This is a genomic window from Pseudotamlana haliotis (assembly GCF_008806375.1).
Taxonomy (GTDB): Bacteria; Bacteroidota; Bacteroidia; order Flavobacteriales; family Flavobacteriaceae; genus Pseudotamlana; species Pseudotamlana haliotis.
On sequence record NZ_WAAT01000045.1, the window covers coordinates 76257 to 102059 of the forward strand.

22 protein-coding genes and 1 other RNA gene are annotated in these 25803 nt (G+C 33.9%); 11 read left to right on the forward strand and 12 right to left on the reverse strand.

Going from position 1 to position 25803, the window contains the following annotated elements; genetic code table 11:
- Positions 1-301 precede the first annotated feature (301 nt).
- The 10 genes from F6U93_RS10105 to ffs all read right to left on the reverse strand — a co-directional run bounded on the left by F6U93_RS10105 (position 302) and on the right by ffs (position 7572).
- Entirely contained in the window at positions 302-718 is a 417-nt protein-coding gene (locus F6U93_RS10105; RefSeq protein WP_150939417.1) for a hypothetical protein, read from the reverse strand.
- 197 nt (positions 719-915) lie between these two features.
- Positions 916-1494: a hypothetical protein gene (locus F6U93_RS10110; protein ID WP_150939419.1), complete on the reverse strand. Its 579-nt coding sequence runs from the start codon at positions 1492-1494 to the stop codon at positions 916-918.
- Positions 1495-2334: 840 nt separating this feature from the next.
- Positions 2335-2745 carry a hypothetical protein gene (locus F6U93_RS10115; RefSeq protein ID WP_150939421.1) on the reverse strand — a complete coding sequence of 137 codons (411 nt, stop codon included), beginning with the start codon at positions 2743-2745 and terminating at the stop codon, positions 2335-2337.
- Positions 2746-2791: 46 nt separating this feature from the next.
- Positions 2792-3199: a hypothetical protein gene (locus tag F6U93_RS10120; RefSeq protein ID WP_150939423.1), complete on the reverse strand. Its 408-nt coding sequence runs from the start codon at positions 3197-3199 to the stop codon at positions 2792-2794.
- Positions 3200-4291 carry a hypothetical protein gene (locus F6U93_RS10125; RefSeq protein ID WP_150939426.1) on the reverse strand — a complete coding sequence of 364 codons (1092 nt, stop codon included), beginning with the start codon at positions 4289-4291 and terminating at the stop codon, positions 3200-3202.
- A gap of 50 nt (positions 4292-4341) precedes the next feature.
- Entirely contained in the window at positions 4342-4734 is a 393-nt protein-coding gene (gene tssD, locus F6U93_RS10130; protein WP_150939428.1) for a type VI secretion system tube protein TssD, read from the reverse strand.
- Positions 4735-4762: 28 nt separating this feature from the next.
- Positions 4763-5638 (reverse strand): TssN family type VI secretion system protein, encoded by an 876-nt coding sequence (locus tag F6U93_RS10135; protein ID WP_317132843.1) that lies wholly within the window; start codon positions 5636-5638, stop codon positions 4763-4765.
- Positions 5639-5643: 5 nt separating this feature from the next.
- On the reverse strand, positions 5644-6558 hold the full coding sequence (locus F6U93_RS10140) for a hypothetical protein (protein ID WP_150939433.1): 915 nt from the start codon (positions 6556-6558) through the stop codon (positions 5644-5646).
- 20 nt (positions 6559-6578) lie between these two features.
- Entirely contained in the window at positions 6579-7175 is a 597-nt protein-coding gene (locus F6U93_RS10145) for a C40 family peptidase (RefSeq protein WP_150939434.1), read from the reverse strand.
- Between the two features lie 298 nt (positions 7176-7473).
- Positions 7474-7572, reverse strand: an RNA gene (gene ffs, locus F6U93_RS10150) — signal recognition particle sRNA small type.
- Positions 7573-7660: 88 nt separating this feature from the next.
- Between ffs and F6U93_RS10155 the strand changes: the two genes are divergently transcribed.
- The 3 genes from F6U93_RS10155 to F6U93_RS10165 all read left to right on the forward strand — a co-directional run bounded on the left by F6U93_RS10155 (position 7661) and on the right by F6U93_RS10165 (position 11119).
- The gene (locus F6U93_RS10155; protein ID WP_150939436.1) at positions 7661-8695 is read left to right on the forward strand and encodes a glutaminyl-peptide cyclotransferase; all 1035 of its coding nucleotides are present in this window, start codon (positions 7661-7663) and stop codon (positions 8693-8695) included.
- Positions 8696-8793: 98 nt separating this feature from the next.
- On the forward strand, positions 8794-10098 hold the full coding sequence (locus tag F6U93_RS10160; protein ID WP_150939438.1) for a cytochrome ubiquinol oxidase subunit I: 1305 nt from the start codon (positions 8794-8796) through the stop codon (positions 10096-10098).
- Between the two features lies 1 nt (position 10099).
- Complete coding sequence (locus F6U93_RS10165; protein ID WP_150939440.1) at positions 10100-11119, forward strand: cytochrome d ubiquinol oxidase subunit II; 1020 nt, start codon at positions 10100-10102, stop codon at positions 11117-11119.
- A gap of 34 nt (positions 11120-11153) precedes the next feature.
- Here the strand turns inward: F6U93_RS10165 and F6U93_RS10170 are convergent, their stop codons facing one another.
- Both F6U93_RS10170 and katG read right to left on the reverse strand, forming a co-directional pair.
- Positions 11154-11627 (reverse strand): ankyrin repeat domain-containing protein, encoded by a 474-nt coding sequence (locus tag F6U93_RS10170; protein WP_150939442.1) that lies wholly within the window; start codon positions 11625-11627, stop codon positions 11154-11156.
- Between the two features lie 209 nt (positions 11628-11836).
- Positions 11837-14041, reverse strand: coding sequence for a catalase/peroxidase HPI (katG, locus tag F6U93_RS10175; protein WP_150939443.1), 2205 nt, complete (start codon positions 14039-14041; stop codon positions 11837-11839).
- A 419-nt stretch (positions 14042-14460) separates the two neighbouring features.
- Between katG and tpx the strand changes: the two genes are divergently transcribed.
- The 8 genes from tpx to F6U93_RS10215 all read left to right on the forward strand — a co-directional run bounded on the left by tpx (position 14461) and on the right by F6U93_RS10215 (position 25775).
- A complete protein-coding gene (gene tpx, locus F6U93_RS10180; RefSeq protein ID WP_150939445.1) occupies positions 14461-14958 on the forward strand; it encodes a thiol peroxidase in 498 nt (165 codons plus the stop codon).
- A 1-nt stretch (position 14959) separates the two neighbouring features.
- Positions 14960-15328 (forward strand): diacylglycerol kinase, encoded by a 369-nt coding sequence (locus tag F6U93_RS10185; protein ID WP_150939447.1) that lies wholly within the window; start codon positions 14960-14962, stop codon positions 15326-15328.
- 108 nt (positions 15329-15436) lie between these two features.
- Entirely contained in the window at positions 15437-17872 is a 2436-nt protein-coding gene (locus F6U93_RS10190; protein ID WP_150939449.1) for a DNA translocase FtsK, read from the forward strand.
- 8 nt (positions 17873-17880) lie between these two features.
- Positions 17881-18516 carry a LolA family protein gene (locus tag F6U93_RS10195; RefSeq protein ID WP_150939451.1) on the forward strand — a complete coding sequence of 212 codons (636 nt, stop codon included), beginning with the start codon at positions 17881-17883 and terminating at the stop codon, positions 18514-18516.
- A gap of 9 nt (positions 18517-18525) precedes the next feature.
- A complete protein-coding gene (locus F6U93_RS10200; protein ID WP_150939453.1) occupies positions 18526-20898 on the forward strand; it encodes an LptF/LptG family permease in 2373 nt (790 codons plus the stop codon).
- Positions 20899-20926: 28 nt separating this feature from the next.
- Positions 20927-22090 carry a 3,4-dihydroxy-2-butanone-4-phosphate synthase gene (gene ribB / locus F6U93_RS10205; protein ID WP_225312659.1) on the forward strand — a complete coding sequence of 388 codons (1164 nt, stop codon included), beginning with the start codon at positions 20927-20929 and terminating at the stop codon, positions 22088-22090.
- Positions 22091-22484: 394 nt separating this feature from the next.
- A complete protein-coding gene (locus F6U93_RS10210; protein ID WP_150939456.1) occupies positions 22485-23633 on the forward strand; it encodes a serine hydrolase domain-containing protein in 1149 nt (382 codons plus the stop codon).
- Positions 23634-23864: 231 nt separating this feature from the next.
- Positions 23865-25775: a S9 family peptidase gene (locus tag F6U93_RS10215; RefSeq protein WP_150939458.1), complete on the forward strand. Its 1911-nt coding sequence runs from the start codon at positions 23865-23867 to the stop codon at positions 25773-25775.
- Positions 25776-25803 lie beyond the last annotated feature (28 nt).

The following is a 25803-nucleotide window of genomic DNA, read 5'->3' on the forward strand; positions in this document are numbered from 1 at the left end:
AGGAAGCTGCTTAAAAAAGACCACGGTTTTCAAAAATTTTGGCGCTCATTTATTTGCAGTATTTGGGCGCAACCCTATCGGGTCGGGCTATCCGTTGCAAGTCCTCGGTCATTCTTCCCTGTGGGCTTTCCACTGCTATCCCTTGCGCGAGCTTTATACCAATTAGAATAAACAACAGTCAATATTGTTGATGGCACCATATTTTGAGGTACAGTAAAACGCCAATAATAATGGTTTAAATATAGTTTTTGTCATACTTGGACCAACTTTTCTATAAAGTCATTGAGTTACCTAATCATTGTTATTCTACCAAATACCCTCCAAGAAATTTTGCTCCAAGAAATAAAAACACTCCAAATCCAATCCAAAAAAACATAAAAGCCAGTGTGTTTTTTTTCCAACGTTCAGTTTTTGAAAGTGTCTTATATTCCTTCTCTATTTGCCATTGATGAAATGCTTTTTTTACTTTTATTTCTACAAAAAACTGAAATGGTAACATTATTATCCCTAACCCAATGAAGGTCGGTAAGAATGATGTGAACTTAAAATCTAAAGAACCTAATATCCAACAATATATACCAGCCATTATAAAACTAAAAGGTGTTGTAAAAACATGCATTGTTGACGGAATAATTCTTTCAGGCATTTTCCTATTTACCCAACGTTTAGCAAAACTGTAGTTCGCTAATAATAAGTTTTTAAATAAAAGTTTAAACATTTAGTTTTTGATTTTTTGCCGCTATCCTAAATTTAGCTCCAAGAAATAAAAAACAGAATGTTGTTAAAAAGACTTCAAAGTAATAATTTTATTCTTTTCATTTAATTGATAAATATAGAGCCCATAACACCAATAGACTCTAACAGACACCCCCCTCTTCTATTTTTTGAAATACAACAGCAATACAACAATTTATATTAAAACTCAACAGGAATATTGAGATAATCAAATTGTTCTGTTTTAGGGTTGGTATAATTGAGGTGAATATACCCTTTTAAGCTGTCAGGGATTTTTTTATTTAAAATTTCTTTGAGTTTATTTGTTGATTTCAAATTGAATATATCCCTATTATATTTTGTTTGAACATATTCAGAATTATCAAAAATTATATTTTTTTCAGAATTATTAATATAGAAGTAATAACTTACATACACTTTGTATTTATTATCCACATTCCAATACATTTTAACTTCTGTTGGTTCATAAAGAAGAGTGTCCTTTTTAACCGCATAAATTTTTGAATTATTCGTAAAAAATACATTGGCTCCTGTTAGACTAAAATGAATTCTTGAAAACTTAACACCTTGTGAATTTAATATAAATTCCTGTGGAACAAACACGCCTATTAGAGTACTGTCTTTAAGAATTCTTCCGTTTAAAGCTTTTATGGATAAATTGGAACTCATATGTTCAAAAGTTAAATTCTCTTTTTTAGGTTGACAAGAAAATAATAACAAGCTAATTATGACAATAACATAAAATATATTTCCATTCATGGTTTTAAATACTAATTATAGAATCTATGGCGTAAATCGGCTCTAACCGATTTTCATTTTTTATCTTTTTAAGAATGTATGAGTAAGTTTTTCTAACAGGTTTATCAAAATCCAATTCATCATTAATTGATTTAATTAACTCCTTATATGTATAAATATCCCCTCTCAATACTTTATTATGTGTAACTTGTGGTATATTTTCTATTATATCATATCCACCAATCTTAGCACTCTGAGTATTTAAATAACTTTTATAGCTAACAGTTCTTTCTTCTAATATAATTTCAAAAAGTATTGATATTACGCTTATTTACTTTTTTATACACTTTAGCGTTATTCTTATTTGACTAAATACCCGCCAACATGTGTGACTCCCAAATAGAAAAACAAGAAAAAAGCTATCCAAAAAAACAAAAAAGCAAAAATATTTTTATTCAAACGTTCTTTTTTAGAAAGGCTATTAAATTCCTTTTCAATTCCCCTTTTAAAAATTACTTTTTTAGCGCTTTTCTCTATATAAAATTGTAAAGGTAACATGATCATCCCTAGCCCTATTAAAACAGGTAAATACGTTTCAAACCTATAACTGCGAAATACAATCCTGCCCCAATAAAAGCGAACGGTGTTGCAAAAAAGTGTAACATCGAGGGAATAATTCGTTCAGGCATTTTTTTTATTTACAAGCCATTTTGCGACACAATAATCTGCAAGTAACAAACGTCTAAAAAAAATTTATACATTAATATTTGAATTTTTGTGCAACATATGTATTAACTATCTTAACTAGTTAGTTTTCTCTATTAGAGATTATTAAGTTTAACTGATCACTCACAAATAAATCTACTTCGAACTTAAAGCAATATTTGCTAGCCAAAATTGAAATATAAACGCACCCCAAAAAAAGATAAAAGCAGTTACAATTTTATTTATGCGTTCATTTTTAGTCAAAAATTTATACTCCTTTTCAATTCCCCATTTATGAATACCATTTTTAGCAATTTTACCAGAAAAATAATAAACCGGACTAATAAATAATATTACACCTGCCACACACACTATAGGACTTTTAATGGTATTCAGTATAAGCCCTAATATATACAGACAAAATATTCCTGTAGCTATAAAGGTAAAAGGAAAAGAGAAAGTCAATATTGTTGATGGCACCATATTTTGAGGCGTTTTTTTATTCACAAGCCATTTTGAGGTACAGTAAAACGCCAATAATAATGGTTTAAATATAGTTTTTGTCATACTTGGATCAACTTTTCTATAAAGTCATTGAGTTATCTAATCATTATTATTCTACCAAATACCCTCCAAGAAATTTTGCTCCAAGAAATAAAAACACTCCAAATCCAATCCAAAAAAACATAAAAGCAAGTGTGTTTTTATTCCAACGTTCATTTTTTGAAAGTGCCTTATATTCCTTCTCTATTTGCCATAGATGAAATGCTTTTTTTACTGGTTTTTGTAAGCCAAATCCAAAAAACAAGGCTATTAGAACTAAAACAAACTCAGGGTATTTTATTTTATATGTAATACTACCTAATATAACACATGCTAAACCTGCGGTGATAAAAGTAAAAGGTGAAATAAAAATATGTATTGTTGACGGAATAATTCTTTCTGGCATTTTCTTGTTTACCCAACGTTTAGCAAAACTGTAGTTCGCTAATAATAAGTTTTTAAATAAAAGTTTAAACATTTAATCTTTATAGGTATTTGATGGTATTGTATATTTCGGAGCTACGTAAGTATGGTCTTTTTTAACTTCATTAAACAATGGTGTGTTTTGTTTTGGGAAATTTAAGATTGTTTTTTTATCCCATGTGCTAGAGCTTTCTTTCCAAACACTAGAGTTTCTACCAAATTGTTTGTCTATTCCCTCACTTATATCAAAAGTATAATCTAAAAGTCCGTAAATAGCGATGCCAATAACTACAGCGGGTGCTCCAAAAGAGGCTGCTGCTACTCCCACCACTAAAAGAGCTCCATCTACAACAGTATGTGCATCCCAAGTATCAGTTTTATATTCATAACCTATAGTTCCAATGGTCAAGGCATTTCCTAAAGGTCCTAAAAACTTACCTTTTTTAGCAATTCTCTCTGCCCCTTGAAATATTTTACCCGCCTTTGCCGGTTTTCCCACTTTTTTGGTGACCTTCGTTATTTTATAGGCGTAACTACGTTTAAATTCTTTTGGAATTCTATTATAAAGTTCGGTAACATCCCCTAACCCGCCTATATGCTTTTTGGTAACACCATAAGATTGAGCAGCTAAAAGCATCCAATCGTGTTCTTTTTTACTGATATAATCATCTTCTAGCTGTATAAAGACATCATGCCCTTCTATTATTTTTTTATGCTCTTGATATGACTCTAAACGCTCTGTAGAAGTAAATGTTGCGTGGTTATTTCCATGGCTGATAGTCACTGAAAATGCGCGTTGTCTACTTAAAGAAGTCATTTTAAAATCAACACAAGCATCATTAGGAACTAGAACCCATTTATCACCAACAAAAACCTCCTTGTGTGAAAATAGAGTACTTGAATATCTAATATATTTGGAGAAATCAGGTGCTTCAAGAGTTTCCTTTTGTTCCTTTAATTGCTCTTTTGATATTTCACTTAAAAGAAAATCAATTTCATGATTTTTAGAATTCAAAAGAAACTCTAGGTGCTTACCCAGGCCTGTACGACTAAAGCCTCTCTGATTATCACTCAAACTAAGTTCTAAAGCATAATCAGCTTGACTTTGTACTAGTTTTTTTAGTTTTAATAGATTTTCATTTTCCATAAAGCAAATTATAAAACAATTAAGCTACGATATCATAAAATGACATGGTCTTACTTTGTAGGCCAATTATTAGAAAAAGTCGTTCCTTTTATGGTAATTTCATTAGCTGAAATAACCAATTGCGTTTGCATAGGTTCTGTATCATGCGCATTAAAATGTTCATGATAATGCAAGCAGTAGGCATTTTTAAATTCAACTTTTTTTAGACTTGCCATGTTTTCACGTTTGTAGAAAGTAATGACACCGTTTTTTACCATTTCTGGCGAAATCGCCCAGTCCATAAAATCGGTTTTAGAAGTTGATTCTACAAGTAGTCTTATTTGTCCGCCACGCGGGTTTTCAGCGGGCCTACCGTTATAATCTGCCCCTTGAGAAAATTCAAAAGAACAATCTAGCACATTCATTTCATCGCTTTCGATGTTTAATTTTGATAAAAATGACATAATTTTAAATATTAAATACGGCTTGTCTTTAAGCCTCTATGCGTTGTACAATAATGTTACTCTCTTCTCTGATTCCATTCCATTCTACGGTTCTGGTCGCATCAATATGACGCAATCCCTTCCACCATCGTGGTTTGAAATAAAAAATCCAAGCCGATGCCTCATTCTTTGCGTCTGAAATTTCAATTTGATGCTCGGGGTGTAAAGCATTGTAATCATCTACGAAAAAGTAAAAGAGCTTTCCAAACTCCATGTGTTCTGGAGCTTTCACCTTAAAGCGTCGTAATTCTTGGTCATCCAATTTCTTTTTAAATTCAAAACTAATAACCAACGGATTACTTAATTCATTACTAGTAGGGTCTTTAATTTCTTGGTTAATTGGGTAAAACCATTTTTTATAAACTTCAACAGGGATAGACATGGCAAATTCATAGGTTTTTAAAACCAAAAACGGCACCATAAAGGTTAGGCCCGCTGAAAGATAAACCCAAACAAATTCTGCTTTAAACTTGCTTACTACTTGAACAAAAACCATTGAAGCAACACCTAAAAAGGCCATTGTAAAGATCAATTCACCTAAAAAAGGCTGTTTGCTTTCTATAAGTTCTTTAAAAACGTTTCGAAGAGCAAACACATGAACAATGCCTAAAATAAAAAAGACAAACTCAATAGCTAAATAGCTATTTGTTGACGAATTATCTAAAATTTTGTCATAAGTTAATAGACCTGCTAAGCCAAACAATAAAGCTAAAACCAAGGCATAAATAAGAGCCTTTAGTTTGTTTTTAGTAAACACCTGGCGTACATTCTTCACCAGTGCCATAAGCAAGGAACTTAGCAGCACAAGAATTAAACTTATTTTAAAAACATCATTATTTAATAAACTTACCATCATTGTATTCATAATAATTAAACTCTAGTACTCATACCTAAATAGGCACCAACTTCCTTATCTAGTATAAACTCATTTTCTTGGTTGACTTCAATTTCAGTTCTAACGTTGTATTCGATAGGAATAAAAAAACTGTAAAACACCTCTACGAAGCGTAGCAATCCACTTTTTCCTAAAAACTGGTCGACTTCATTTTTTTTACAAGGCTGAATACTCACGTAAATTACAGGCTGTTGTACACTTAAAGTCTCTTGGTGTGTAATAAAATCAATCCCTAGTCTATTTTCAGATGGTGTTTGTAGCTTAACCTCTATGGTTTCAAACACTTTTTTATAAGAAACAGCAACACCTAGTAATTTCTCTAGACTTAAAAAAGTCTGTTCTAAATCACCGGCAATTTGATGAGCATAAGGCAACAAACGCATCAATTTAGCCGCATAAACCTGAGGAATCGATTGGTCAATTTTCCAAAAGTCCATTAAAAAACCATCCTCCAAATTATTGAAGTCGCGAACTATGGCCTTTTCCTTTTTTTCTATGGCTACCCGTTGCCTGAAAAACTCATTTTCAATAGGTGCAAATAACAGTCGAGCCGCTTCTTCTTCTTTACTTTGCTGTTTCCGGTAAGCCGTATAGCTAACGTGATTACTTCTATCATTTACTTTATGAAAAACACCTTCTGGAAGTAAATCATAGAGTCCGTTGCGAGCTAAATCAAAATTTAGAAAAGCATTGTCTTTTTGGTCATCAACTAAAGTTAGTTGGCTAATGTCACTGCGATACCCCCTATTAAACGTACTTCTGCAAGAAACCACCGTATCAGAGTCACTCAAAGTTGTTTTCTCTTCTAGTTCAGTAACAAAAACTTCTGCTCTTAACTTGTAGAAGCACTGTGATAATTCTTCGTATACGTTTTGAAGTTCGTTATTCATCTATAGGGCTTAAAGTCAAACTATTGTAAATCATTTCTTTTTCCGCCGGCTACAAAACGCTTTTCCCAAAACGGATTGGTGATATCACAAATTTTCACACCGCTAGTACCACTTCCTCCTTTGTATGATGTGGCATTAATAAATTTATTGTTGGCCAAATACACCCCAACATGTGAAATTTTTTGCTCACCTTCCTTATGGAAAAACAACAAGTCACCTTCTTGTAAAAACTCCATACCTCGAAACTTATTGATATATTCCGATTCAAATTGCTTATGTGCTGTACGTTCAATATACTTATCGTAAATCTCCATATAAAGCAGCTGTGAAAATGAAGAACAATCAATACCATCTTTAGTTTCACCGCCAAGCACATACGTCGTCCCCATCCAATCATCAATAAAGCTGTACAATTTTATGTTTTGTATAGAGTCAGGTACCGTATTTAATAATTCGGCATATTCTAACTGAACAGGTAAAAAGGTTTTCTTAGGAAGAATACTATCGTAAGTCACTACTATATCATCATTATTTGCGGTCGTTTGAGCACCTTTACAGTTTACCAACATGAGGCCTACTAAAAGGAAAAGGCCAAGCTTATATGAAATTTTCAACATCAATTTTAAAGTTTAGTCGTTACTAAGTCTTCTGAAGCAGAACACAAAGCATTTTAAAATAATTAATTTCTTATTATCACAAGAAGACAAATCTTACAAAAATCCCAAATTTACATATTTATCTCAAACCATCATTATTTTTTGTAGTAAAAATATTATGATTTATAAACAAAGATGAATTAATGAATTTGTGATAAAAAGTAAGACTAATTAAAGCTGAATTGAAGTAAACGAACAGCCCTAAATTAAAAAATCTTGAAGCTAGATGTGCTATCAAGATTTGAGTTTTGGGTACAAAAAAAGGCAAGCTACCTACATCACACCGCTACGACCATTTACCTTTGCTTCGTTCCCGACCTGGAGGATTCAACAGGAGCTGGTTGTGTAGGACTTGCCGGGTGCAAATATACAACCTTTTAAAAATATCACAATGATTTTTTAAACTGATTTTTAATAAATATCTTGCCTTAAATTATATTCGTAACATGACATCATTCAAACAACTCGCAATCACATTTTTAAGCCTCGCTGTTTTTTCTTGCGGCTCTAACGGAAATTCAAAAAAAAGTGATTTTTCTATCACAACCAATGCCAAAAAAGGAAATATTTCTAATAATAAGACCTTAAATTTGGACATAGAAAACGTAAAAGAACAGACCATTGACTCTGTTTTTTATTCTTTAGATGGTGAACCTATAAATTCTGGTTACAATTTAGAAAATGAAACATTAGGAAAACATGTACTAGAAGCGGTTGTATATTTTGAAGGTGAAAAACAAACGACAACTTCTCCCTTCACTATATTAAATAGTGAATTACCTAAAGTATATACTTATAAAATCATCAATGAATATCCTCATGATATTACCTCATACACTCAAGGTTTAGAGTTTTATAAAGACACCTTGTATGAAAGCACTGGGCAGTATAAAGAATCGAAACTTAGAAAAGTAGACTATAAAACGGGTGAAATTTTAAAAAACATCAATTTAGATGATGCTTATTTTGGGGAAGGCTTAACCGTTTTGAACGATAAAGTATATCAGCTCACTTGGCAAAAAGGCACTGGATTCGTTTACGATGCCAATACCCTAGAAAAAATTAATTCTTTTAAATACGGAAACAGCAAAGAAGGTTGGGGTTTATGTCATATTGATAATACCATATATAAAAGTGACGGTACCGAAAAAATTTGGCTACTAAACCCAGATACGCTTACAGAGGAAGATTACATTCAAGTGTACACTAACAAAGGAAAAATTGTTGGTATTAATGAAATGGAATGGATTGACGGACTTATCTACGCGAACCGTTACCAAAAAGACGGTGTGGCTATCATTAATCCTAAAAACGGAGCCGTAATTGCCGTGGTTGACTTCACACCTCTTAAAAATTTAGTGACACAACATGAAGGCTTAGATGTTTTAAATGGTATTGCTTATAACCCAAAAACGAAGACTATTTTCGTGACCGGAAAACGTTGGGACAAGCTATTTGAGATTGAAATTGTTAAAGAATAAAGTGAAATTTTCGCTTATGACATAGATTTAGCCCCAAAAAATTACGGTTTACATAAGGATATCAATTATATTTGTTTTCGTACACTAAACCAACTTTTATGGATAATTTAGATGCCGCAAGACTGCAAATGGCATTTACCCTCATTTTTCACATTGTATTTGCCTGTGTAGGGATGGTCATGCCTTTTTTTATGATTGTAGCACACAAAAAATGGCTAAATACCAAAGACCCTGTATACCTTAAACTTACTAAATCATGGCAAAAAGGTGTTGCTATTTTCTTTGTTGTAGGCGCCGTGTCTGGAACCGCTTTGTCTTTTGAACTTGGGCTCCTATGGCCTGAATTCATGAAACATGCCGGGCCCATTATTGGTATGCCTTTTTCATTAGAAGGTGCTGCCTTTTTTGTTGAAGCTATTGCTTTAGGCTTTTACCTGTATGGCTGGGATAAAATCCCTGAAAAATTTCATTGGTTTACGGGAGTTATTGTTGGTGTTTCTGGTGTAGCCTCTGGAATCCTCGTAGTATCGGCAAATGGTTGGATGAATGCCCCTTCTGGTTTCGATTATATTAATGGTGAATTTGTAAACATAGATCCTGTTCAAGCGCTATTAAATCCCGCTTGGTTTACCCAAGCCTTGCACATGACTTTAGCGGCATTTACTGCCACAGGTTTTGCAGTTGCTGGTATTCATGCCTATCAAATATATAAAAGACGCCATTTAGACTTACATAAAAAAGCTTTTAAAATCGCCATTACCTTTGGTGCAGTGGCAGCCATCTTACAACCTATTAGTGGTGATTTATCGGCTAAAGACATTGCAGAACGCCAACCTGTTAAACTGGCTGCCATGGAAGCCCACTACGAAACCAAAAAGGGCGCACCATTACTTATTGGTGGTATTGTAAATGAAGAGACCAGAGAAGTTACCCATAAAATTGAAATCCCGAAAGCCTTATCATTTTTAGCTTTTGGCGATTTTGACGCTGAAGTAAAAGGCCTTAATGACTTCCCAGAAGATGTACACCCTAATGTGCCTATAGTGCATTACGCCTTCCAAATTATGGTGGGTATAGGTACCCTACTTCTATTGGTTGGATTACTCTTTTTTATCAGTTTAATAAAAAAATCATGGTGGGAAAAACGAAAATTTTGGCTTCTGTTTGCCCTTTTAGGCCCTTTCGGGTTTATTGCTTTAGAAGCGGGTTGGATAGTTACCGAAGTTGGTAGACAACCTTGGATTATCCATAATATCATGAGAACCAAAGATGCAGTAACACCAATGCCTGGTATGATTTACAGCTTCTATATGTACATGGGCTTATACGGCATATTAACAATTGCTGTGACTTGGCTTATGATGCGACAAATAAAATCTCTTAACCATCCTTATCTGAAGTAAAATGCTATATATTGTTTTATTCTTTTTAATGTTTTCATTGTTACTCTACGTGATTCTAGCTGGAGCAGATTTTGGAGCGGGTATTGTTGAATTGTTTTCTACTAAAAAAAATCAGCAGCTCACTAAAAAAACGCTGTATCGTGTGATGGGTCCTGTTTGGGAAGCTAACCATATTTGGATTATCATATTGGTCGTTATTCTATGGGTAGGTTTTCCAAAGTTCTATAATGTCCTATCAGTTTTTTTACATATTCCTTTAACCCTCGTTTTATTAGGGATTACCATGCGTGGTGTGGCTTTTGTATTTAGACATTATGATGCCTTTAAAGATAAATCGCAAATTTTATACGACTGGATGTTTCGAATTTCCAGCTTAATAACCCCAATATTTTTAGGAACGACTGTGGGATCAATGATTTCAGGACAACTTATTATAACCGAATCTTTTGAAGACTACAACTTCGTGGAACTTTTTGTTCAGCCTTGGTTTAATGGTTTTTCAATACTAGTAGGCCTGTTTTTTGCGGCTTTATGCACATTCTTAGCTTCTATTCTTCTCATTGGAGAATCACATGCAAATGACCGACACGTTTACGTTACAAAAGCAGAGAAAGCGACTGCTGCCGTTGTAGGCATCGGATTTATAGTTATTTGTTACGGATTTTACCATGAAATTACTTTTGTAACCGACTTTATAAAAAATCCACTAACCCTAGGCGGCGTGATTTTATCTTTCATTTTAATTTTCCCACTAGTTCAAAGTATCAAAAAGGCTAAAAAAGTAACTTCCAGAGCACTAGCGGGTATTCAAGTGACATTAATCTTAGCCGCAGCCGTAATGACCCATTTTCCAATTTTAATTATTGGTTACAATACTCAAATTAATCTCATAGAATCGGCTTCTCCTGAAAAGGTAATCAATGTACTAGCGATTTCGCTAATTATAGGTGGCGCAGTCATTCTACCAGGCTTATTTCATTTGATGAAATCATTTAAAATGATTAAAGTTTTAGATGACTAATTTCAATAAAACCTAAAAAAAACCACTAAATCTCCTAGTCTTCCAACACTTTAACAAGTTCAGAAAAACCTTTTGATTTCGCATGGTCTAGCGCTGTTTTACCTTCTTGATCGGTAAGGGTTTTATCAGCGCTTTTTTTTAACAAAAAGTTAACCATGTCTTGCTTATCATACATGGCAGCAAAGATTAAAGGAGTAACGCCTTGATTGTTTTTTGCGTTAATATCAGCCTCATGTTCCAATAAATATTCAGCTAGGGCTAGATTCCCCTTAAAGGCCACACCAATTAAGGCGGTGTTTCCCATAGCATCCCTAGCATCTACTGGCGCTTTATAATCAATTAAAGTTTTTGCAATGGCATCTTTATCAAAATAAGAAGCCAAAATTAATGGCGGAAATCCGCGGTCATCTCTAGCATCAACCAAATCTGGTTGAGTTTTCAACATACTGATAATTTCTTCCTCATTACCATCTTGTATTTTACTAAAAAATATAGCTTTGTTTTCCATTTATTATAGGGTTAAAAAAAATGGGATAAGAGTTTAACTGCTTATCCCAATTTATAAATTAATGATTATCCTTAATTTGTCAAAAATATATTGATTTTGGCATTCCGAGTTAACCAGGAATATTATTAACCATCAACAGATTCTTCACTTCGTTCTGAATGACAACGATATTAATTTGAATGATTATAACATGCATCATCAATCAATTACTACTTTTTTAAATCAAAACGATCTAAGTTCATCACTTTAGTCCAAGCTGCAATAAAATCGTGTACAAATTTTTCATGTGCATCATCTGCGCCGTAAACTTCGGCAATGGCACGGAGTTCTGTGTTTGAACCAAAAATAAGATCCACACGTGTTCCTGTAAAGGTTTCTTTTCCTGATTTTCTTTCACTTCCAGAGAAAAAAGCATCGTCATCAGAAGACGCTTTCCAAGTATATCTGAAATCTAAAAGATTTGAGAAATAGTCGTTAGTTAAATGTCCGACTTTATCAGTAAACACACCATGCTTAGAGCCATCATAGTTAGCACCTAATGCACGTAAGCCACCAACTAGAACAGTCATTTCTGGAACAGTAAGCGTTAACAAATTGGCTTTATCGATTAATAAATCTTCAGCTGAAACCGATAAACCTGGCTTAAGAAAGTTTCTAAATCCATCGGCTTGTGGTTCTAAATAACTAAACGAATCCGCATCTGTTTGTTCCTGAGAAGCGTCACCTCTTCCTCCTGAAAATGGAACTTCAACAAGATAACCAGCATTTTTAGCGGCTTCTTCAACACCAACCGAACCACCTAAAACAATCAAATCTGCTATAGAAATTGATCCTTTAAAATTTTTCTGAATACCTTCATAAACTTCTAAAACTTGAGCCAACTCTTTTGGGTTGTTAACTTCCCAATCCTTTTGAGGTGTTAGTCTTATGCGTCCGCCATTAGCTCCACCACGCATATCTGAACCTCTGTATGTTGACGCTGAAGCCCAAGCTGTAGTAACTAGTTGAGGAATGCTTAATCCCGAGCTTAAAATTAAATTTTTTAAAGCCTTGATATCATCTTCACTTAAAGTATAATCCACAGCAGGAATTGGGTCCTGCCATAATAATTCCTCTTTAGGCACTTCTGGTCCTAAATAACGAGATACTGGCCCCATATCACGATGGGTTAATTTAAACCAAGCACGCGCAAAAGCATCTTCAAAAGCTTTATGATCTTTATGGAAACGTTTTGAAATCTCTAAATAAGTAGCATCCTTTTTAAGCGCCATATCTGCGGTAGTCATCATAAGTGATTGTTGCTTCGATGCATCACCGGCACGAGGCGCCATTCTAGCTTTTGAAGCTTCAGTAGGCTTCCATTGGTGTGCTCCGGCTGGACTTTGTGTTAACTCCCAATCGTAGTTTAACAACACATCAAAATAATCATGATCCCATTTTGTAGGGTTAGGTGTCCAAGCACCTTCAATACCACTGGTAATAGTATCGTCTAAAACACCAGTTCCGAAGCTATTTTTCCAACCTGTACTCATTTCTTCTATAGAAGCTCCGGCAGGTTCAGCCGCTAAATACTCATCTGGGTTTGCAGCACCATGTGCTTTTCCAAAAGTATGACCACCTGCAACAAGCGCCACAGTTTCTTCGTCATTCATAGCCATTCTACCAAAAGTCTCTTTAATATCGATAGCAGAACCCAGCGGATCTGGTTTTCCGTTAGGGCCTTCAGGGTTTACATAAATTAACCCCATATGAGACGCTCCTAATTGGCCCTCTAATTCTTCATCTTTGTAACGCTCTTGATTGCCTAACCACTCGCTCTCAGATCCCCAATATATATCTTGTTCTGGCTCCCAAACATCAACACGACCACCGGCAAATCCAAAGGTTTCAAAGCCCATTGATTCTAAAGCGCAGTTACCTGCTAAAATCAATAAATCGGCCCAAGAAATGTGTTTACCATATTTCTTCTTAATAGGCCATAGCAATAAACGCGCCTTATCTAAATTTCCGTTATCAGGCCAGCTGTTTAATGGTGCAAAACGCTGATTTCCGGTTGAAGCACCACCTCTACCATCACCTACACGGTAAGTACCGGCACTGTGCCAAGCCATTCTTATCATAAATGGTCCATAATGTCCGTAATCTGCTGGCCACCAATCTTGAGAGTGCGTAAGCAACTCCATGACCTCATGTTTTAAGTTTTTAAAATCTATACTATTAAAAGCTTCAGCATAGTTAAAATCCTCACCCATAGGGTTAGACTTCACTGTATGTTGTCGGAGAATATTTAATTTCAACTCATTAGGCCACCAGTCACGATTTCTAGTACCGCTACCTGATGTCACCTTTTGTTCGCCTCCAAAAAATGGGCATTTGCTTTCACTTTTTTCTGATGAATTTTGATAACCTTCCATTATAATTATGATTTAATTGTAAAAAATGATTTTAAGAGCGTGGAGATTGATTACAAATTTACGAACAGGTGTTCAAAAAAAATCCCAAGCAAATGTTAATAATCTACCCCGTAATAATCAAAAAACTATACTAGATATCTATTGAATAGAAATAACAGATGACAAGTATTTGAGTCCGTTTAATCAGTTTCTTTAGTTAAAAACAATTAAAAATACAGAAATTTATTGAATTTCAAACTGTAAAAAAAGACCTTATATATTCTAATTGAATAAGTTATCATGAAGCTTAACGCTATTCAATAGCGTCCAACCTCTGAAGTTATTTTCAGAAAAACTATGAGACCTAAAATTATATTCTCAATTTAGACAAAACCCGTAATTATTAGTATTTTTATCTCCTTAAACATAAAAACAAAACAATGGCCACAGTAACATTAAAAGGAAACAAAATAAACACCTCTGGAAAATTACCTGAGGTAGGCACAAAAGCTCCAGAATTCACCTTAACCGGAACCGATTTATCCTCTAAAAGTTTGAGTGATTTTTCAGGAAGCAAAGTCGTTTTAAACATATTTCCTAGTGTTGACACAGGTACTTGTGCTCAGTCTGTACGTACCTTCAACAAAGAAGCTAGCAACTTAGAGAACACTAAAGTCGTTTGTATTTCTCGTGATTTACCTTTTGCTCAAGGCCGCTTTTGTGGTGCTGAAGGTATCGAAAATGTTGTTAGCCTTTCAGATTATAAAGATGGTAGCTTCGGAAAAGCATACGGTTTAGACTTTGTTGATGGTCCTTTGGAAGCTTTACATTCACGTTGTATCGTTGTTTTAGACGAAAATGGCGTGGTAAAACACACCGAACAAGTTAATGAAACCGTTGACGAACCAAATTATAAAGCAGCTTTAGAAGCGCTTTAAAATGCAAAAAAAAGAATCCCTTTTAGTAAACCGAATAAAAAGTGTTGGGTATGCCTTTAAAGGCGCGTTTTTATTAATAAAAACGGAATCGAGTATAAAAATTCAATGTGCCATCGCTATAATCGTAACCGTGTTCGGGTTTGTTTTTGATATTTCAAGCTACGAATGGCTGGCACAAACCTTAGCCATTGGTTTAGTAATGAGTATGGAAGGTATGAATACCGCCATAGAAGAAATAGCAAATTTTATACACCCTGAACACCATACTAAAATTGGTTTAATTAAAGATATTGCGGCAGGGGCTGTTTTTATAGCCTCTGTTTTTTCTTGTATTGTTGGTTTTATTATCTATCTTCCAAAGATTTTTTAAAATACTTTTACCTTTAGGATAAACGTTAGTAATTTGTATTTTTGCTGCTTTACGAAACATTTTAATGCAGTATTTATTAGTATTTCAATTTGAATCAACAACTCATTAATGGCTAAAAACAAACCCAAACCTAAAAAAGCACCTAGAAAAAAATTTAAAATGCCTAGTTTTAAGTTGTCTAGCCAGCAAAAACTGGTGTTAGGGAGCTTTCTTGTTATTTCTGGTTTGCTCATAGGTATTGCTTTTGTATCCCATTTATTTAATGGTCAAATAGACCAAAGTGCCCTTTCTGAATTCACTTCCCGAGAGGTGAAAACAAAAAACTGGCTCAGCAAATTTGGTGCTTGGTTAAGTGATTTATTAATTCAACGCGGATTTGGTTTAGCTTCATTCATTTTCTCAGAATTAGTATTACTTTCAGGGGTGTTTGTTTTAATGAACTTAAGCCTAGACAAACTGAGAAAACACTGGTTTTGGGGTGTTTATATTATAATTTGGTTATCGGTTTTATTTGGTTTCTTCGGAAATAGAAACGATATCCTAGGCGGAACCGTTGGGTTTGAAGTCAACAGCTACCTCCAAGATTATATTGGAAAAACTGGAACCATATTATTACTAGTATTCGGATTAATCATTTATTTGGCTATACGATTTAAAGTGACTTTTGAGAGTATTGTTGCTTTCTTTAAATCGGCCAAAAAAGATATTAAAGACGAACTTTCTAGTACTGATGAAGAGATTGTGCCTATTGACAACAATTTAGCTGAAGAAGCCGAAGAAATTAAAAAGGCGCACGAGGCTTCATTAGAAAACAACCAACCAACCAAAAAAGAGCCCGAACAACCCAAGACGGAAACAACCGCTTTTGAAGTTAATGTTTCAGAACCTGAACCAGAATCTGAAATTGAGCTTGTTCCTAAATCTACACCTAAACCGCCTCAAAAAGACGACGATTCTGAGTTAGAAATTAAGGTTGAAGAGGTTAAAGAAGAACTTTCGGAAGCAGATAATTTAGCGAATAAACTGGTTGAAGATTTTGGTCAATTTGACCCTACTCTCGAACTTGGAAAATTTCAATACCCGCCTCTTGAATTATTGAAAAAATATGATACTGAAGGCATCAAGATCAACCAAGAGGAATTAGAGGAAAACAAAAATAGAATTGTTGATACACTTAGCAACTATAAAATAGGCATTGCCAGTATTAAAGCCACTATTGGACCAACAGTAACGCTTTATGAAATTGTGCCAGAAGCAGGCGTGCGTATTTCAAAGATTAAAAACTTAGAAGACGATATTGCCTTATCCCTATCTGCGCTTGGTATTCGTATCATTGCTCCTATTCCAGGCAAGGGAACAATTGGTATTGAAGTCCCAAACAAAGATTCAACAATTGTTTCGATGCGCTCGGTGATTGCTTCAAAAAAATTCCAAAGTTCAGAGATGCAACTCCCAGTAGCTTTAGGAAAAACCATTAGCAACGAAACCTTTGTGGTTGATTTAGCAAAAATGCCGCACTTGCTTATGGCTGGTGCAACTGGGCAAGGTAAATCGGTTGGACTAAATGCTGTTTTAACCTCATTACTTTATAAAAAACACCCAGCCGAAGTTAAATTCGTGCTTGTTGACCCTAAAAAGGTAGAATTAACCTTATTCAATAAAATTGAACGCCATTATCTAGCGAAACTTCCTGATAGTGAAGACGCGATTATCACAGACAATACCAAAGTAATCAATACTTTAAATTCGCTGTGTATTGAAATGGATAACCGTTACGAATTGCTTAAAAATGCCTTATGTAGAAATATTGCTGAATATAACGTCAAGTTTAAAGCCCGAAAACTGAATCCGAATGACGGTCATCAATTTTTACCATACATCGTTCTGGTGGTTGATGAGTTCGCTGATTTAATTATGACGGCAGGAAAAGAGGTTGAAACCCCTATTGCACGTTTAGCACAATTAGCTCGTGCTATTGGTATTCACTTGATTATTGCAACGCAACGTCCGTCTGTAAATGTAATTACAGGTATTATAAAAGCCAACTTCCCAGCGCGTATTGCCTTTAGAGTAACGTCTAAAATTGATTCAAGAACCATTTTAGATGGTTCAGGAGCCGATCAACTTATAGGTCGTGGTGATATGCTTTACACTCAAGGTAACGATCTCATTCGTGTACAGTGTGCTTTTGTGGATACTCCTGAAGTTGAAAAAATAACCGAGTTTATTGGAGCTCAAAAAGCCTACCCAGACGCCTACCTACTACCTGAATATGTTGGTGAAGAAGGTGGCACAAGTCTTGATATAGATATCTCTGATCGTGATAAACTCTTTAAAGATGCTGCAATAGTAATTGTTACAGCACAACAAGGATCGGCATCATTATTACAACGTAAATTAAAGTTAGGATATAATAGAGCGGGAAGAATTATCGATCAATTAGAAGCTGCTGGCATTGTTGGACCTTTTGAAGGCAGTAAAGCCAGACAGGTTTTAGTTCCCGATTTAATTGCTTTAGATCAACATTTAGAAAACGAAATATAATTTATACCATGAAAAAACTCATTACCATCGTATTAATCGCGCTGTCGTTTCAAGGCTTTGCACAAAACAATGCGAAAGACTTATTAAACCAAGTATCTAGTAAAATAAAAAACTATGATAATATTTCTCTAGATTTTAAATACGCTTTAGAAAACCCTTCAGAAAATATTAAACAAGTCACTAAAGGTGATGTGATTTTACAAGGTGAAAAATACCGTTTAAACATCTTGGGGGTGACACAACTTTTTGATGGTAATAAACTTTATAGCATTAGCACTGAAGATGAAGAAGTCACTATTTCTTCACATATTGATGCCGATAAAGATGTAATTACACCTAGTAAAATGCTTTCATTTTATGAAGATGGTTACACTTCAGAATTAGACATCAAACAAGATATTAAAGGTAGAAAAATTCAATATGTGAAATTAACGCCAATCGATTCAAATTCTGAAATCAAAAATATCCTTCTCGGTATTGACGCTAAGACTAAGCACATATACAATTTGATTCAAGTAGGTGAAAACGGAACAAAAACAACCCTTACTGTAAATTCATTCCAAACGAATGAACAATTATCAAAAAACACATTTACCTTTGATGCTTCAAAATACAAAGATTATTACATCAATAATCTAGACTAAGACTAGGAAGTGAAAATACTCGATCGCTACATACTCACCTCGTACCTTAAAACTTTCATCAGTGTATTTCTAATACTCATGATGATTTTTGTTTTACAAACCATTTGGCTTTATATAAAAGAGTTAGCTGGAAAGGATTTAGATATCATGGTCATTGTAAAGTTCTTATTTTACTTTATGCCTAAGCTAATCCCTTTAGTATTACCTCTTACCATACTTTTAGCCTCCATCATGGTTTTTGGTAGTTTTGCCGAAAATTATGAGTTTGCAGCGATGAAATCTACAGGTATTTCATTACAGCGTGCCATGTCTGGGTTAAGTATTTTTATCGTAGGCTTAGGTATTCTTACCTTTTTCTTTTCCAATAATGTGATACCATGGGCTGAATACAACTCATATAATCTCAGACGAAACATCGCCAAATTAAAACCTGCCATGTTATTAGCAGAAGGTCAGTTTAATGAAATGGAAGCTTACACCATTAAATTTGATAAAAAATATGGTGATCGTGATCAGTTTTTAGATAATGTAACCATTCATATTAAAGGTGATGACGGCCGAACAAATGCAACAGTAATCAAAGCTAAAAAAGGTGAGCTTACAAGTAAGGAAGATTCTAATGTCCTTACCCTTATATTAACCGATGGGCATTATTATAATGATGTTAAACCTAAAACCCATAAGGCCCGATTAAAAAAACCATTTATCAAAAGTAGTTTCGATAAGAAACTCATGAACATTGATTTATCTGATCTTAATAACGTTGATTTTGAAGAAAAATCTCAAGACGATAAATACAATATGCTTGATGTTCCTGGTTTAAATAAAGCCATTGACTCCTTAGTTGAAAAAAGCAAATCAGATCATGAACATTTTAGTAATACCTTATACCAACGTTCTGGTTTCATGAGATACGATGCGCCAACAAAAGCCATACCTAAGGACTCGATCTATACAGGAGAAATCCTTGATCTTTACGACACAAAAAGTAAAGTTCAATTGGTAGATGTAGCCACCAAAGCACTGATAAGTTCAAATCAAATTTTAACCACAAAAGAGAAAACGATAAAAGTTGCTCGAACTTGGTTGAATAAACATGTCATATCTTTGCATGAAAAATTTGCCTTAGGCTTTGCCTGCATCATCCTCTTTTTTGTTGGAGCACCATTAGGAGCTTTGATTCGTAAAGGTGGTATTGGACTACCAATGGTTATTGCTATTCTACTTTTTCTCACCTATCACTTTATTGGAATATTCTCGACAAACAGTGCTAAAAGCGGTGGATTCCATCCTATTCTTGCAAGTTGGTTCTCTACATTAATCATGTTACCCTTAGGCATTTTTCTAACTAAAAGAGCAACAGCAGATAGAGGCTTATTTGAAAGTCAAGGTATTTTAGAACCGCTTAAGAAATTATTTGGTATCAAAATTAAACCTCAAGAGAGAGATCTTTCGACTTTTGATATTAATACTGAAGAATATAACACTTTACTTGGTTATGACAATGCCAAACTCATTGATATTTTAAAAAACTACAAGCACTATAATTATGACATCAAGTATAAAAACAGTGCTTTAGCTATTTTAGATTCTCGAGGAGTTACCAAGCAGCAGCTTAAATTTTCTGGTGAATATTCAGATGACCGCTTTAACGAAACCATTCGATTAAAAATAGCTAATGATGAAGATTCTAAACTGGCACTAATCATTTATTTCATTTTTGCACCATTTATTTTGGTCGGAAAAATATTAGAAAACAACAATTATGAATCTATAGGTAAAACACTATTTATCGTTGGGATTGTGATTGGTATTATCTATTTATTCGCATTTACGCGTTCCTTTATTAGTTTCTCTAATTTCAAGAAACATGTTAAAAAACAACTTATAACGAATTCTATTTTATATGTATTAGTCGGTTTCCCTCTGTTTTTTATAGTGTACTTCGTTCAGAAGAAAATGCTACTTAAAGACATGGCTGAAGACGAAATCCACAATCCATTAATAGAAGTAAATAAGGAAGATGCAGCTATTTGTCCGCAATTAAGAAGCACACTAAAAAACTATACAGCTCATGCAAAAATCGCCATGATTGTTTATAGCCTTTCTGTAATACTTGTCGTTTTATATTTTATATTAAATAATAACAAACAAGAAGCTTTAGCACTAGCGGCTCTTCAACTAGCTGCTATACTATTTATCCTTTTCGTTATTTATTTTATAAAATCCATTTTAAATACATTACAATTCTATAAACAAAAAGAAGCTACTATTAAAACAGCTCAACTTATTATCATTCTAATGAGCTCCATCCTCTACCCGATTCCTTTTTTCATTTTACAAAAGCAATTAAAAAGAGACTTCAAATCAATTTGTTTATAATCAATAAAATTAGCAATATCTTTGCACCATGATATTAGATCCTATGACACAAGATACAACGCCAAAATTCAAACTTAATACCATCCATTCTGCAATAGAAGATATCAGACAAGGGAAGGTCATTATCGTTGTAGATGATGAAAACAGAGAAAATGAAGGTGATTTTTTAGCTGCCGCTGAAAAGATTACTCCAGAAATCATAAACTTTATGGCGACTCAAGGTCGCGGACTCATTTGTGCGCCCTTAACCGAAAACCGTTGTAAGGATTTAGATTTACATATGATGGTACGTAACAACACTGACCATATGGAAACCGCATTCACCGTTTCTGTTGATTTAAAAGGAAAAGGTGTTACCACTGGGATTTCTGCAGCCGATCGTGCATTAACGATAAAGTCGCTTGTAGATGAAGAAACCAAACCCTATGACCTGGCTAGACCAGGACATATTTTTCCTTTAGTTGCTAAAGAAGGTGGTGTTTTAAGACGTACAGGACACACTGAAGCCGCTATAGATTTCGCACGATTAGCAGGCTTAGAACCAGCAGGTGTTATTGTAGAAATCATGAATGAAGATGGCACAATGGCAAGACTTCCAGAACTTATAGAAGTCGCGAAAAAACATGATATCAAAATTGTTTCTATTGAAGATTTAGTGGCATACCGTATGCAACATGACTCTTTAATTGAGAAAAAAGAAGATTTTCAAATAGAAACCCGTTTTGGTAGCTTCCGATTAAGAGCTTATAAACAAACGACCAACAATCAAGTACACATCGCCTTAACTAAAGGCATATGGAAAGCTAATGAACCTGTCTTAACAAGAATTAATTCTACACTTGTAAACAACGATATTTTAGGGACGCTTACCAACAAGGCTGACGACGAATTAAATGCTATGTTTAAAGTGGTTAACGACGAAGGAAAAGGTGCCATTCTTTTTATTAATCAAGAAGCCCAATCAATGGATATTCTTAATAGGTTGTCTTTCTTAAAAGAAAACCAAACGGAAGAAACCATAGCCAAAGCTCCTAAAATTAACATGGATAATCGTGATTTTGGTATTGGTGCTCAAATCTTGCATGATTTAAACATTCATAAGTTACGCTTAATATCAAATTCTGAAAAGCGTAGCAAACGTGTTGGATTAATTGGATACGGATTAGAAATTATTGATTCTATTGGGTATTAAAACTTAAATAACCCAAGCATTACGACTTCAAACGATATATTGAGGCCTGAATAATATTATTATTCAGGCCTTTTTAAATTTATAATAATACGCTCCCAAACTATAAACTTATACCAATTTAATTTTATAATGTCGTATTCTTAATTTGAGTTATTTTTCTTCAGATGAAATACAAAATCAAAGTACCTGACAGCCGGCAGCGAGGTAGCAGCGCTACGGTTTTATTTTTTATTGAAATATGAGTTTAATAGAAAAAAATTATAGGGCTCATTTTAGGTTATAATTGGTATTACTTCTAATTAAAAAGACTAAGGCTCTATTAAATAATAGAAATACGTAATTTATTTCTTCAAATAAAAAAAAAGAATTAATTTATAGCTTTTAAAATATCTCAATGAGAAATATCACACTTTTAATTGTTGTTATCTTTACCCTTCTTTCTTGTAAAAATCAAGAAAACACACAATCTATCGATAAACATATCGATAAGACACCTACAGTAGAAATCCCACAATTTGCTAAATCGGGTTTAGACTCCATAGTAGCTAAAGTAGCGACAACAAATGGATGTAGAATGACTGCTAGTATTAAAGGCCCAAATACCAAAGCATATTACAGTGGCTTTGATGGTAGAACAAACGAAACGATTAGCACATTTAACGAATTATATGAAATTGGAAGTTGTACAAAAATGTTTACCGCTACATCAATTTTTCAACTTATAGAAAATAAAAAATTAAAGCTAGACGATTACTTAACTTCGTTTTTACCTAACCAATCTCTATATAAAGATTTACTTACTATAGACGGTAAAACCTATATCGATTCTGTTAAGATAATTAACCTCTTAAACCATACTTCTGGACTTCCTGAATATTTCCTAGAAGATGAAGAAAAAGTAGTTGAATTATATAGTGATCCTTCTGAAGTTTTTACACCAGAACGTCTAATTAATATGGCGAAATCTAACCCTGATCAAAATGTATTTATTCCAGGTACAAAGTTTACTTATTGTAATACGAACTACACTTTACTCGGTATGATTATTGAAAAGCTTTCAAAGCAAAGCTATCAAGAATATATTCAAAATAATATTTTAAACCCTTTGGAATTAAAAGACACTTATTTTGGTTCTCAGTACCCTTTAGCTAAAAGACCACAAGGCCATTATAAAGACAAAGTCACTTTAACACCTTTTACTTTAGCAGGTTCGGCTGGGGAAATTTTATCCACTTTAGATGATATGCGAACTTTTATAACCGCTTGGAATAAGGGCAAATTATTTGAAGACCCAAATACCTTAAACACTATTAAAAACGACTATTTCAACTCAATGGTTCTTAATGTTATTTATTACGGCGCTGGTGTTACTAATATCATGGAGCAATCATTAGGGCATGGCGGACAAACATTTGGTTATGGATCTTACGTTGGCACTATAATTTCAAACGATTATACTTTTTCGTTTTCTATTGATGATGCTACAGTATCCTCTTGGTACCCTGCTATTGAAACCACGGCGCTTTTAAATAAGATTAAGTAAAAAGTTACCTCTATTGATCATAGGTATTGAAAAGGCTGGAACAGCTTTCAGCCTTTTACTTTTATAGAAATTGATATTTTAATATCTCTAAAACTGTTTGAAAATATTTTTGAACAGTTTTTTTTTGTTGTTCCAAATTAGGCCTCAGATAATTAGCTATATACGATAAAATAATTCGTATATTCACAACTAACACACTAATAAACAGTTAACAAGAAAAACAATCATCTCATGAAAACTAAAATTTCAGGACTTATACTGGTACTTCTTTTATTTTCTTGCAAAGAAAAATCTAAGGAAATTGAAAGACAAGTCAATCAATATTCTATTGAACAATTTATGGACAATGAATCTGTCGACGGTGGAAGCTTTTCTCCAGACAACAGCAATCTATTAATAACAAGTAATCGAACCGGAATATACAATGCTTATACTATTCCAATTGAAGGAGGAGAAGTAACACCTATTACTCAATCGGATAGCACCTCTTTTTTTGCTGAATCCTATTTTCCTAATGACAATAGAATACTTTTACAAGCTGATGACAACGGTGATGAAATTAATCATCTTTTTGTTAGAGAGTTAGATGGTAGTATAGCAGATATCACTCCTTTTCCTGGTGCCAAATCCTTATTTTATGGCTGGTCTAAGGATGAAAACTTTTTATATTTCGGATCTAACAAACGTGATCCTCGTTTTTTCGATGTATATAAATTAGCAATAGAAGATTACTCTTCTGAAATGATTTATCAAAATAATGATGGTTTAGACTACAGCGCCATGTCTGATGATGAAAATTACATCGCACTCTCAAAAGCCATGAATACAAATGATGAAGATTTATTCATCTTCAATGTAAACACTAATAAAACCACTAAAATAAATGCTAATTTAAGTGCGAATTTTGCTCAAGATTTTTCAAAAGACAATAAAACATTTTATTATACCACAGATGACGGCGGAGAGTTTTTATATTTAATGTCATATCATTTAGATACTAAAGAAAAGAAAAAACTACTTGAAAAATCATGGGATATATCGGGATTTAGATTGACTAATAACGAAGTTTATATGGTGGTTTATATTAATGAAGACGGAAAAAACACTATTGAAGTCCTAGATTATGAAACCATGAAGCCTATTGTGTTACCAGATTTTGATAATAAAAGTATTACTAGTGTAGGTTTTAGTAGCGATGAGAAATGGATGCGTATGTACGTAGGAGGCTCTAATTCTCCTTCAGATCTTTACACATACAATTTGGAAACTAAAAAACAAACTAAGTTAAGTCATGTACTAAATAAAGACATTAATCCAGAAGATTTAGTAACTGCAAAAGTTATTCGCTATAAATCATTTGATGGTACAGAAATTCCTGCTATCTATTATTTACCTCATCAAGCATCAGAATCAAATAAGGTTCCTGCAATGGTATGGGTTCATGGTGGGCCTGGCGGACAAACTCGTCAAAACTTCAGTGCTTTAATTCAGTATTTAGTTAACCATGGGTACGCTGTTTTAGCAGTAAATAATCGGGGAAGTAGTGGGTATGGTAAAACCTTTTTTCAAATGGATGATAAAAAGCATGGTGAAACAGATTTACAAGACTGTGTAGAAGGAAAAAACTGGTTAGTACAACAAACCGAAATTGATGGTGAGCATATCGGTATTATTGGTGGTTCGTATGGAGGTTATATGACTATGGCTGCCCTCACCTATACCCCAGAAGAATTTGATGTTGGTGTAAACTTATTTGGCGTGACCAATTGGATGCGAACATTAAAGAGCATCCCACCGTATTGGGAATCATTTAGAGTGGCCTTGTACAAAGAACTTGGTGACCCGTTTACAGCAGACTCTGTACGCTTAAAACGTATTTCACCATTATTTCACACCGACAAAGTCACTAAGCCTTTAATCGTGTTACAAGGTGCAAAAGACCCAAGAGTTTTACAAATAGAATCTGACGAAATAGTTGCAAGTGTTAGAGAAAACGATGTTCCTGTTGAATATGTTTTATTTGAAGATGAAGGCCATGGATTTGTAAAAAAAGAAAACCAGATAGAGGCTTATAGTAGCATTTTAAATTTCCTTGATAAATACCTAAAAAATAAAAAACCTGAAATGGGCGAAACCCCATAGATTTCAATAGGATCAAGCGCAAAAGTTG

Excerpts from the sequence above, each read along its gene's own strand:
- F6U93_RS10105 (WP_150939417.1), bottom strand. The coding sequence starts at position 718 with ATGTTTAAACTTTTATTTAAAAACTTATTATTAGCGAACTACAGTTTT.
- F6U93_RS10110 (WP_150939419.1), bottom strand. The coding sequence starts at position 1,494 with ATGAATGGAAATATATTTTATGTTATTGTCATAATTAGCTTGTTATTA.
- F6U93_RS10115 (WP_150939421.1), bottom strand. The coding sequence starts at position 2,745 with ATGACAAAAACTATATTTAAACCATTATTATTGGCGTTTTACTGTACC.
- F6U93_RS10120 (WP_150939423.1), bottom strand. The coding sequence starts at position 3,199 with ATGTTTAAACTTTTATTTAAAAACTTATTATTAGCGAACTACAGTTTT.
- F6U93_RS10125 (WP_150939426.1), bottom strand. The coding sequence starts at position 4,291 with ATGGAAAATGAAAATCTATTAAAACTAAAAAAACTAGTACAAAGTCAA.
- tssD (WP_150939428.1), bottom strand. The coding sequence starts at position 4,734 with ATGTCATTTTTATCAAAATTAAACATCGAAAGCGATGAAATGAATGTG.
- F6U93_RS10135 (WP_317132843.1), bottom strand. The coding sequence starts at position 5,638 with ATGAATACAATGATGGTAAGTTTATTAAATAATGATGTTTTTAAAATA.
- F6U93_RS10140 (WP_150939433.1), bottom strand. The coding sequence starts at position 6,558 with ATGAATAACGAACTTCAAAACGTATACGAAGAATTATCACAGTGCTTC.
- F6U93_RS10145 (WP_150939434.1), bottom strand. The coding sequence starts at position 7,175 with ATGTTGAAAATTTCATATAAGCTTGGCCTTTTCCTTTTAGTAGGCCTC.
- F6U93_RS10155 (WP_150939436.1), top strand. The coding sequence starts at position 7,661 with ATGACATCATTCAAACAACTCGCAATCACATTTTTAAGCCTCGCTGTT.
- F6U93_RS10160 (WP_150939438.1), top strand. The coding sequence starts at position 8,794 with ATGGATAATTTAGATGCCGCAAGACTGCAAATGGCATTTACCCTCATT.
- F6U93_RS10165 (WP_150939440.1), top strand. The coding sequence starts at position 10,100 with ATGCTATATATTGTTTTATTCTTTTTAATGTTTTCATTGTTACTCTAC.
- F6U93_RS10170 (WP_150939442.1), bottom strand. The coding sequence starts at position 11,627 with ATGGAAAACAAAGCTATATTTTTTAGTAAAATACAAGATGGTAATGAG.
- katG (WP_150939443.1), bottom strand. The coding sequence starts at position 14,041 with ATGGAAGGTTATCAAAATTCATCAGAAAAAAGTGAAAGCAAATGCCCA.
- tpx (WP_150939445.1), top strand. The coding sequence starts at position 14,461 with ATGGCCACAGTAACATTAAAAGGAAACAAAATAAACACCTCTGGAAAA.
- F6U93_RS10185 (WP_150939447.1), top strand. The coding sequence starts at position 14,960 with ATGCAAAAAAAAGAATCCCTTTTAGTAAACCGAATAAAAAGTGTTGGG.
- F6U93_RS10190 (WP_150939449.1), top strand. The coding sequence starts at position 15,437 with ATGGCTAAAAACAAACCCAAACCTAAAAAAGCACCTAGAAAAAAATTT.
- F6U93_RS10195 (WP_150939451.1), top strand. The coding sequence starts at position 17,881 with ATGAAAAAACTCATTACCATCGTATTAATCGCGCTGTCGTTTCAAGGC.
- ribB (WP_225312659.1), top strand. The coding sequence starts at position 20,927 with ATGATATTAGATCCTATGACACAAGATACAACGCCAAAATTCAAACTT.
- F6U93_RS10210 (WP_150939456.1), top strand. The coding sequence starts at position 22,485 with ATGAGAAATATCACACTTTTAATTGTTGTTATCTTTACCCTTCTTTCT.
- F6U93_RS10215 (WP_150939458.1), top strand. The coding sequence starts at position 23,865 with ATGAAAACTAAAATTTCAGGACTTATACTGGTACTTCTTTTATTTTCT.